The sequence below is a fragment of the Pseudoalteromonas sp. ESRF-bin5 genome, assembly GCF_002632075.1.
In the GTDB taxonomy this organism is placed as follows: Bacteria; Pseudomonadota; Gammaproteobacteria; order Enterobacterales; family Alteromonadaceae; genus Pseudoalteromonas; species Pseudoalteromonas marina.
The window spans coordinates 1-9,616 of the sequence record NZ_NTLW01000205.1 but is presented as its reverse complement, the minus strand read 5'-3'; the positions used below and the strand labels follow the sequence as shown (position 1 = coordinate 9,616).

Genomic DNA, 9,616 nt, shown 5'->3' with positions numbered 1-9,616 from the left:
CAATCATTTTTAAAATTACTAGATGAAGGCCCGCGCAGTAGCGATTTTGCTAAAGAGCGGAACGACCTTTTGCAATTTTGTAAAAGCGAAAACGTGTACAGAGCAGATAAAAACTATAACTCTGAAACCACCCTTCAAGACGCCAATCGAATCACAAATAAAATGCGTTTATTGCAACGTTTAATTGAGCATGGAGTAATACTTCAGCGCAATACTCGCTTTTTAAATAGTTACCTAAAGCGCTTAGTAAAGGGGACGGTAACGGCGGTTATTATGGCGTTTGTGATGTTGGTAATTCTTAATGCGCGTTCCAGTTTTACAGAGGTAACAGCGACTCTTATTTTGATACTGGGTGTAATTTATGGTTTGCGTGAAATTTTTAAAGAAGATATCACCCGTGTAATTTGGCGCGCAATAGTTCAAGGGCGGCCAAAATGGCGATTTACCTTTAAAAATAGTATTACCAAAGACAAAATAGCCAGCCAGTTTATTTGGCTTGAGTACACGCGTTTTAAAAAAATACCGAAAGAAGTTCAAACCATTTTTTCAAAACGTCGCCAGCAAAACAAACAGGCTGCGCAATGGCTGCACTTTGCGAGTGAAACGCGCGTGTCGGCCAAAGAGTTTTTACCTGGATACGATACGTTGCAGCAAACACTGCAATTTAACCTAGCGCCATTTGCCCGTTATTTAAAACGTGGTGAAGGTAAGCTTTACCATTTAGATAGTAATAAAATATCAAAACAAGCCGTTGAGCGACGTTATCAATTAAATATGGTATTGGTGCACACAGAAGGTGATAAAACACTTTATCAGCGTTATAAAATTACCTTAAATCGCAGCAAAATAGTCAACATTGAGCTCATTTATTCTAAAAAATAAAAAAGGGGGGATAGACCACAGTCTATCCCCCTTTTTTTATACACAACTTTATTGAGTTAAGCCGTGCTTACTGTATAAAGTCACTTTATCTGAAACGAGTGTAATCTCTATATTTTTAGACTCGTCGCCCCAAACACAGTTAGTATGAAGTGTTTTTTCTACGCAGTTGTCAGCGCTACCTAATACAGCCTCTACTTCAGCTTTATCCATACCAATCTTAATTTTTTCGTAGTTTTCTACTGTTACTTTAGAGCATGCAGCCAGGCTTAGTGTAGCTGCAATAATTAGGAGTTTTTTCATTGTTGTATCCTATTAAGTATTAATGTTTAAATTTTCTAATTTGGACAATCATGCCCATGCGAGGGTGGTCAAAGTAATGAATTTCACCACTTATTACACGTTTAAATTGTGAAAACCGTGATGACTCTACATCACCACTTTGTAGTTTTTGGCTAATATCAAAATCTGCAGTGATAAATAAATAGTGACGCAAGTGAATTTTAAATAACCCTTCTAATTCCCATTTACTAGTTGATTCATCGGGGTCGTTAAATAAGCTAGGCTGGGGCTCTAGTAAACTAACAAAGTCTGGATTTGAATAGCGCGGCACATCAAAAACGCGTGTTTTGATTAGCTCACCGGCAAATAAGTGCATGCTTGGCGCACGTGATTTACTTTTTGCTTCAAAACGCCAACCAGTATGTAAAATCGGCGTTAAGCCTTTACGGTCTAGTTGCTCAAACTGCGTTTTAAATTGTAACTGCTCTGGGGCAAGTAAGTAGGGTTGCTCCATGGTATCAAGTGCCGGTGCCACAGGTGTAACAGGCAATGTATCGTAACTTTGAACATAGTCGGTGCTTGCATCGCAAACACCTGAGCGTGGGTTGTCATTAACGAGCGAATCCGTAAATGAGCGCTTTTGAAAACGTGTATCGCCATCAATACAGGCTTGCATGGCTTGCTCGGTATAAAGTGGCGTTAATAAATCAAGCGTGTTTTTATCTTCAATAGCCTCGTGTTTTAAACTAAAGTCTTCTTGTAAGTAGGGGGCTGGGCGCTGTTTAAATATCAGCACCTCAGCTTCAAACCAACGCTCTGCAACTGCAGCGCTGCTAAATAAGCAACATAAAACTACCAGCGATTTTTTTAGCAACATTAATGGCTAACCTTTTTTTCGAAATCTGCAATCATAGCAGTGACCATTTTTAAGCGTTCGCGGGCATTTGCCTCACTAATCGCGAAGCGCAATTTATTTGCGCCTTCCATTTTATAAATATGCGGTGCACTTTGTATCAGCCCAATAATGAAGCTAGGATTAACCTTGGTATTTTGGCTAAATTCAAAGTAGCCGCCTTTAGGGTTTGCCTCTATTTTTGTTATCCCTAAATTACTGGCTTGCATTTTAAGTTGTTGCAAACTAAATAAGTTTTTAGCTGCATCAGGTAATAAACCAAATCGGTCTATTAGTTCTACCTGTAACTCATCAATGTCGCCTAGGTTAGCACAACTAGCTACACGCTTGTACATACCTAAACGTGCATTTACGTCATGTATATAATCATCAGGCAGTAATGCAGGCAGTTTTAAGTCAACTTCGGTTTGTTTTTGTAAGAGGTTTTCAAGAGTAGGTTCTTTACCTTCACGCAGTGCATTCACTGCTTGCTCAAGCATTTCCATATACAAGCTAAAGCCAATAGTTTGCATTTGCCCAGATTGATCGTCACCCAATAACTCACCTGCACCACGAATTTCTAAATCGTGTGTAGCAAGTGCAAAACCAGCGCCTAAATCTTCCAATGATTCAATTGCTTGTAGACGTTTGCTGGCATCTTTTGATAAGGCTTTAGGGTCGCCTGTGAGCAAATAGGCATATGCCTGATGGTGGCTTCGGCCTACACGACCACGCAATTGGTGTAATTGTGCTAAGCCTAGTTTGTCGGCTCTATCCATAATAATGGTATTTGCTGTAGGTACGTCAATACCGGTTTCGATAATGGTTGTACACACAATTACATTGTATTTTTGGTGATAAAATTGGGTCATTATTTGCTCAAGCTCTTGCTCGCGCATTTGCCCATGAGCGGTAATTACATTTGCTTCAGGTACCCATTCACTTAATTCTTGCGCCACGCGTTCAATTGTTTCAACGTTATTGTGCAAAAAGTACACTTGGCCACCACGTTTAATTTCACGCAAAATGGCTTCGCGAATAAGCTCCACATCACGTTGGCGAACAAATGTTTTAACCGCCAAGCGTTTGGCCGGTGGGGTCGCAATAATAGATAAGTCGCGCATGCCACTCATTGCCATATTGAGCGTTCGAGGAATAGGCGTTGCGGTAAGCGTTAAAATATCGACATCTGCACGTAGCGCTTTAATTTTTTCTTTTTGGCGTACCCCAAATCGATGCTCTTCATCTACGATGAGTAGCCCCAAATCGTTAAATTTAATGTCTTGCTGAATAAGTTTGTGGGTACCAATAACAATGTCTAGCTTGCCATTCGCCATATTTTCTAGCGTGTCTTTTTGCTCTTTGGTTGAATTAAAACGAGAAAGCACACCCACTTCGATAGGAAAGTCAGCAAAACGGTCTTTAAAATTCTCATAGTGTTGCTGCGCAAGCAGGGTAGTGGGCACTAAAATGGCAACTTGTTTACCATCGTTAACAGCAACAAAAGCTGCCCGCATAGCGACCTCGGTTTTACCAAAGCCTACATCACCACACACTAAACGATCCATCGCTTGTTTTGATTGCATGTCGCCTAATACTGCTTCAATTGCATTACGCTGGTCGTCGGTTTCTTCAAACGGAAAGCTTTCACTAAACTGGCGATAGGCTTGTCCGTCTAGGGTAAATTTATTGCCTGGTTTAGCTTGGCGCTGTGCGTATATATCAAGTAACTCTGCGGCTACATCACGAACTTTTTCTGCAGCACGTTTCTTTGCCTTTTCCCATGCATCAGAGCCGAGCTTATGCAGTGGTGCACTGCTTTCTTCACCGCCTGAATAACGGCTAAGCATATGTAGTGCCGACACAGGCACATACAATTTAGACTCACCGGCGTATATTATGGTCACAAATTCTGTAATTACACCTGCTGCATCAATAGTTTGTAAACCTTGATAGCGGCCAACACCGTGGTCAAGATGCACAACAGGCTGACCTTCTTTAAGCTCGGCTAAGTTACGAATTAGGGCGTCTTGGCTTGCTTCGTACTTATGTTTACGGCGTCTGCGCTGCGAGACTTTAATACCTAGCAGCTCTTGTTCGGTAATAATTGATAAAGAAGGTTTAGAGCCAAGCACAACGCTTTGCTCAAGCGGACTTACAATTAAGCCTACATCACTATCGCTTTGGGTAAATTGTTCAAAGGTATCAAACTCTTTAAACTTTAAACCGCTGGGTTTCAAAATATTGAGTAAAGACTCTCGTCGACCATCCGACTCAACGCTCAGTAATATGCGACTTTTTTTCTTCTTTTGTGCTGTAACGTAGTCTATGAACGCCGCATAGGGCTCGTGTTGTTTATGATCTATTCTTATTGCAGGTAATTCACATACGGATAAATTTTTATTACCCGCTTTTGTGCCCAGCTTGGCAAGCGATAAACGAATACGCGCAAATTGCCCTAAGTTAGAAAACAGCTCTTCAATTGGCTGATATAAGGCATTTGGTTCAAGTAGTGGGCGCAGAGGGTCCACTTTACGGTTTTCGTAACGAACATTAACATCGTGCCAAAAATTATCCGCAGCGTGTTCTAAATCGCCCAATTGCATAACGGTTGTATTATCAGGCAGGTAGTCAAAAATAGTGGCTAGGCTTTCAAAAAATAACGGCATGTAGTATTCAATACCAGCTGGCCAGTTTCCTTTACTAACTTGCATGTAAACAGAGTCTTGCTCCGAACTTGCACCAAATTTTTCACGGTAACCAATCCTGAAACGCTCAATATCTGACTCATTTGTTGGAAATTCATGCGCTGGCAGCAGTTCAATTTTATCTACTTTTTCATCAGAGCGCTGCGTTTCCACATCAAATAGACGAATGGTGTCTAATTCGTCATCAAAAAAGTCGAGCCTAAATGGATGCGGACTACCCATAGGGTATAAATCGACGATTGAGCCACGAATTGCGTACTCACCATGTTCCATAACTTGCTGCACGTTTAGGTAACCGGCTTGCTCTAAGTTTTGCCTAAAATTATGTGTGTCGAGTTTATCGCCTACTTTAAAGTTTATTGTCGAACCATAAATAAACGAGGCCGGAGCGGTTCGCAGCATAAGCGTAGACACAGGCACAATTAATACGCTTTGCTGTTCTTTTTTTAGGGTATTTAATGTAGCTAAACGCGCAGAAATAATATCTTGATGAGGAGAAAAATGATCGTAAGGCAAGGTTTCCCAATCAGGAAATACCATTACCGGATTATTAGGTAATAAATATTCTAGTTCTGTTTCAAGGCGCAGCGCGCTGGGGGTGTCGGGTGTAACAATTAATACTAAGTTCTCTTGCTGTTTAACACCTTCGGCAATGGCAATACTTAAACCACTTCCGCTTAGCTGCCCCCACTGAATTTTATCTTTTTGAGATTTTACCCAAGGCAAGGCTGCCCATTGCTCAAACGCCATTTATTACTCCATTTGATTGGCCCTTAACAAGTAAGAGCCATTCTTTTAGTTAGTCGCGGTATATTTTTGTAAGGTCGCTGTAGTGATCAATTCGGCGATCACGCAAAAACGGCCAGATACGTCTTACGTTTTCTGAGCGTTTTTGATCAACTTCTACCACTAATATTTGTTCATCGATGTTGTTGGCTTGCGCTAAAAACTCACCCTGAGGACCCGCAATAAAAGAGTTACCCCAAAACTGAATGCCGCTGCTATGTCCGCTTGGGTCGCTCTCGTGGCCAACACGATTACAGCTAATCACCGGTACTCCATTTGCGACCGCATGGGCACGTTGACTAATAACCCATGCATCTTTTTGGCGTGTTTGTTCATTTTGGTCGTCATTGGGATCCCAGCCAATAGCGGTTGGGTAAATTAATAGCTCAGCACCAGCCATAGCCATTAAACGCGCGGCTTCTGGAAACCACTGATCCCAGCATACCAACACACCTAATTTACCTACCGATGTTTGAATAGGCTCAAAGCCCAAGTCGCCTGGGGTAAAGTAAAACTTTTCGTAAAAACCAGGGTCATCAGGTATGTGCATTTTGCGATATTTACCTGCAATACTACCGTCTTTTTCAAGCACCACTGCAGTATTATGGTACAAGCCTGTTGCGCGCTTCTCAAACAGTGACGCCACAATCACAATATTGAGCTCTTTAGCGAGTTCACCTAAGGTGTTACTGCTTGGCCCAGGTATGGTTTCTGCCAGGTCAAAGACATCAACGTCTTCGGTTTGGCAAAAATAAAGGCTACGATGAAGCTCTTGTAAAACAACAAGCTGAGCCCCTTTTTGAGCAGCTTCACGAATGGCTTTTATTGATTTAGCCATGTTTTCATCGGCGTTATCGTTGTTGCTTTGTTGCACTGAAGCAACGGTTAATTTTGCAGGGCTTGTCATTGTGCTGCTCCAGCTAAAAATCCACGCGGTAATTGCATTGTAATACAGTGAAGGCTACCAAATTGCTCAATTATAGGCTGGCAATTCACGCCAATAATAGTGTGCTGCGGATACGCTATTTGAACCTGTGCTAATGCACGGTCGTCGTTTACATCGTTGTATGTAGGCACAAGCACTGCATTGTTAATAATTAAGTAATTGGCATAGGTTGCAGGTAAGCGTGAATTTTCATCGTCATACGCTGCCTTAGGCCACGGTAGTTCAACTAAAGTATATGGGGTGTTACCTGCTGTTTTAAAGCTTTTTAATTGGTTTTCCATTGCTTTTAGTGCGGTGAAATGCTCGTCATTTTCATCATCACATTGTACGTATACAAGCGTATTGTTTGGTGCAAATCGTACTAGGGTATCAATGTGGCTGTCAGTATCGTCGCCGGCTAAATAACCGTGATCGACCCATAAAAAATCGGTGGCACCTAAATGCGTTTTTAATAAGGTTTCTATGTCTTGGCTCGATAAGTCAGGGTTACGGTTTTTGTTAAGCAAACATTCGCTTGTTGTTAGCAATACGCCGTGCTCGTTTATCTCAATACCGCCACCTTCAAGCACCATATCTAGGGCTTGGTAATCATTGTTTGCATTGCTTAGCTTTTCAAAAACCGCTTTATTAATTTGGTTGTCGAGTGCGCTTTCAAATTTGTTGCCCCAACCATTAAATGTAAAATCATAGACCTTTAATTTGGTCTCATCATTAATATTTGCACATGTTAGTGGGCCATGATCGCGCGCCCAGGTATCATTAGTGGGTGTTACAACAAAATGAACACGCTCTAAATTAATATTGGCTTGGTTAAGTAGTGCAGTGATATGTGCTTTTAAGGCTTCGTCGTGAGCAACAACAACTAAAAATTGGTAGTGTGTTATATGCTTTGCAAGCTCAACATAGACAGGCTCAACACGGGCTAGATTATCGGCCCAATCGGTATGTTTATGTGGCCAAGTTAGCATTACAGCGTCTTGCTCAGCCCATTCAGGTAAAAGTCTAAAGTTCATGGCATTTTTATACAAATAGAGATATTGCTAGTTTAGCAGTTGTGCTACTTCCAAGTCACTTGAAAAATAGGTGTGCTTTGCCATATAAACTGTATTGTAAAACCAATTATTCAGAGCTTGAATCGTCTAATGGTTGCTCTAGTTCTTGGCGTTTTTTTAGTTGGCGCGTTTGCGCATGTAAACTTGCTCTTACTATTAATTCTTGATCAGTGTTTCTTATAGACGTAAAAAGCACTGTGTATTGGTAGTGGTCGTTATCTTGTTTTTCTATGGCAACCACTTCTGTGTAGCAGTAAACAGCCGATGCCTCATGATGCAAAAAAAGTTTTGTCCTAAACGATTGGCCAATAGAATACACATCAGACGACGTAAACTTAATACCTCCGCCGCCATAGCTATCGCAGTGTATTGCATTTTCTTGCGCTTGTTCTGAGGCCAAAATATGGCTCATAATTAAATCTATTTTTCGCGATTGCGCCTGCAAAAATGCAGCAAGCTCTTGGGCTACATCGCCTAAGTTTCGAAGTGGACGTAACGAGCTTTGTTCAAGCTCACTTACTTCGTTAGCTAATCTAAAAAGAGGCGGGATATCATCGTCAAGTGCTAGCTGAGATTTAGGTACTTGCTCATTAGATACAGCAAACAAATTAACCCTAATGCTCTCATTTATTTGAAAATACTCTTCAAACTCGCTTAATCTTTGACTATTCATAATTATCTCCACAACGTGTTATTTTAAATAGTAGCGTTGTGAGGGGTAAATTGCTACCAGTTAAAAGGGCTAAATACATTGTTTACACGCGGTTTTTAGCAATAAAAAAGCGGTCAAACTCTTCCTGAGAATGGCCGCTTGGGTATTGATTTTATAATTTGCGCTCGTTATTTAAGTAGAGCGGCTAATTCATGTAAATCTTTCACAACGTGATCAGGTTTTTTCGCAAGCGGATATAACGCTTTCCCTGGGCGTGCAATAAAAGTTGTTTGTAAGCCCGCTTGTTTAGCGCCCGCTACATCCCAACCATGTGCAGCAATCATCATAGCCTCGTTCGGTGCGACGTTTAACTTTTTAAGTACCCATTCGTAGGCACGTAAATCAGGTTTATATATTTTTATATCTTCAATGCTGTAACGCGCGTCAAAATATGACAATAAACCTGCGTTTTCAAATTGAGTTTTATCGCCTTTATTTGACGAATTAGTTAAGCTTACTAACTTATAGCCCTGCGCTTTTAGTTTTGCCAGTCCGTCTTTCACATCGCTATGTGGAGGTAATGATAAAAGTGGTGTAACAATGGCCGTTTTAGCTTGCTCGTTGGTAATTTTAATATTGTTATTATTTGCCACCATAGCAAGCGAAGCCACACCAATTTGGCCAAAATCGTGATAATCACCGGTCACTGTATCTACTAACGAGTTATGTAACATGGTTGAAAACCAAAGAGGCAGTAAATCTTCTCTGCCACCCAACGCTTTACCAATCGAGGCGCGCATACTTGTTAGATCAAGCAGGGTCTCGTTTACATCAAAAATAAGTACTTTTGGTTTTTCTTTACTTTCTTCAGCGTTCACTGAGCTACTTAATAAGCTTGCGCCAAGGGCAAGTGTAAGACTTATTAGCTTTAATGATTTTAATAAAGGCATTATTTATTTTCTCCATCAAGTGCGGTCATTACATCACATGGCTCAGCGCGAAGTGTGTAGTCTTCGTTTAAAAATGCATAAGTGATTACACCTTCTTGGTTAATCACGTAAGTGGCAGGTAGGGGAAGTTGGTATGTTTTATCGCCGTAAGTGTGTTCAAAATCAATACCAAACCCGGTGTATAATTCTTGAATACGTTTATCGAGAGTAAATAATAAGCCAAATTGCTGTGCAACCTTATTACCAATATCTGAGAGCACATCAAACTCTAGCTCATTTTTTTGGGCAGTCGTTAAGGTTTGATCTGGTAGCTGAGGAGAAATTGCCACCAATTGAGCGCTCTTAGTTTTAAATTGAGGTAAAAAATCGTTCAGTGCTTTTAATTCTAAATTACAATAAGGGCACCATGCGCCACGGTAAAAACTAACAACGACAGGGCCTTTATTTAATAAATCGGCCAATTCTATAT

The 9,616-nt window shown here is 40.9% G+C and carries 9 protein-coding genes; 1 reads left to right on the top strand and 8 read right to left on the bottom strand.

The window, feature by feature from the left end; genetic code table 11:
* The coding region (locus BCG07_RS12395) for a hypothetical protein (RefSeq protein WP_286890368.1) at positions 1-882 on the top strand (882 nt) is incomplete at its 5' end.
* A gap of 48 nt (positions 883-930) precedes the next feature.
* On the opposite strand, the gene BCG07_RS12390 is transcribed toward BCG07_RS12395, so the two are convergent.
* The 8 genes from BCG07_RS12390 to BCG07_RS12355 form a co-directional block, all read right to left on the bottom strand.
* Positions 931-1,182, bottom strand: coding sequence for a hypothetical protein (locus BCG07_RS12390; protein ID WP_008126398.1), 252 nt, complete (start codon positions 1,180-1,182; stop codon positions 931-933).
* Between the two features lie 19 nt (positions 1,183-1,201).
* Entirely contained in the window at positions 1,202-2,038 is an 837-nt protein-coding gene (locus tag BCG07_RS12385) for a peptidoglycan binding protein CsiV (protein WP_286890367.1), read from the bottom strand.
* The gene (mfd, locus tag BCG07_RS12380) at positions 2,038-5,511 is read right to left on the bottom strand and encodes a transcription-repair coupling factor (RefSeq protein ID WP_006794674.1); all 3,474 of its coding nucleotides are present in this window, start codon (positions 5,509-5,511) and stop codon (positions 2,038-2,040) included. The genes BCG07_RS12385 and mfd overlap by 1 nt, the downstream gene beginning before the upstream one ends.
* A gap of 49 nt (positions 5,512-5,560) precedes the next feature.
* The gene (locus BCG07_RS12375; protein WP_286890365.1) at positions 5,561-6,454 is read right to left on the bottom strand and encodes a carbon-nitrogen hydrolase; all 894 of its coding nucleotides are present in this window, start codon (positions 6,452-6,454) and stop codon (positions 5,561-5,563) included.
* Entirely contained in the window at positions 6,451-7,506 is a 1,056-nt protein-coding gene (locus BCG07_RS12370; RefSeq protein WP_286890364.1) for an agmatine deiminase family protein, read from the bottom strand. The genes BCG07_RS12375 and BCG07_RS12370 overlap by 4 nt, the downstream gene beginning before the upstream one ends.
* A 106-nt stretch (positions 7,507-7,612) precedes the next feature.
* Positions 7,613-8,218, bottom strand: coding sequence for a PilZ domain-containing protein (locus BCG07_RS12365; RefSeq protein WP_006794671.1), 606 nt, complete (start codon positions 8,216-8,218; stop codon positions 7,613-7,615).
* A gap of 167 nt (positions 8,219-8,385) precedes the next feature.
* Positions 8,386-9,147 (bottom strand): haloacid dehalogenase type II, encoded by a 762-nt coding sequence (locus BCG07_RS12360; protein WP_286890362.1) that lies wholly within the window; start codon positions 9,145-9,147, stop codon positions 8,386-8,388.
* Positions 9,147-9,616, bottom strand: a 470-nt coding sequence (locus tag BCG07_RS12355; protein WP_286890360.1) for a peroxiredoxin-like family protein, incomplete at its 5' end; no start/stop codon positions are given. The genes BCG07_RS12355 and BCG07_RS12360, both read right to left, overlap by 1 nt.

Bases quoted from the DNA above. Each gene is read 5' to 3' on its own strand.
- BCG07_RS12390 (WP_008126398.1), bottom strand. From the start codon at position 1,182: ATGAAAAAACTCCTAATTATTGCAGCTACACTAAGCCTGGCTGCATGC.
- BCG07_RS12385 (WP_286890367.1), bottom strand. From the start codon at position 2,038: ATGTTGCTAAAAAAATCGCTGGTAGTTTTATGTTGCTTATTTAGCAGC.
- mfd (WP_006794674.1), bottom strand. From the start codon at position 5,511: ATGGCGTTTGAGCAATGGGCAGCCTTGCCTTGGGTAAAATCTCAAAAA.
- BCG07_RS12375 (WP_286890365.1), bottom strand. From the start codon at position 6,454: ATGACAAGCCCTGCAAAATTAACCGTTGCTTCAGTGCAACAAAGCAAC.
- BCG07_RS12370 (WP_286890364.1), bottom strand. From the start codon at position 7,506: ATGAACTTTAGACTTTTACCTGAATGGGCTGAGCAAGACGCTGTAATG.
- BCG07_RS12365 (WP_006794671.1), bottom strand. From the start codon at position 8,218: ATGAATAGTCAAAGATTAAGCGAGTTTGAAGAGTATTTTCAAATAAAT.
- BCG07_RS12360 (WP_286890362.1), bottom strand. From the start codon at position 9,147: ATGCCTTTATTAAAATCATTAAAGCTAATAAGTCTTACACTTGCCCTT.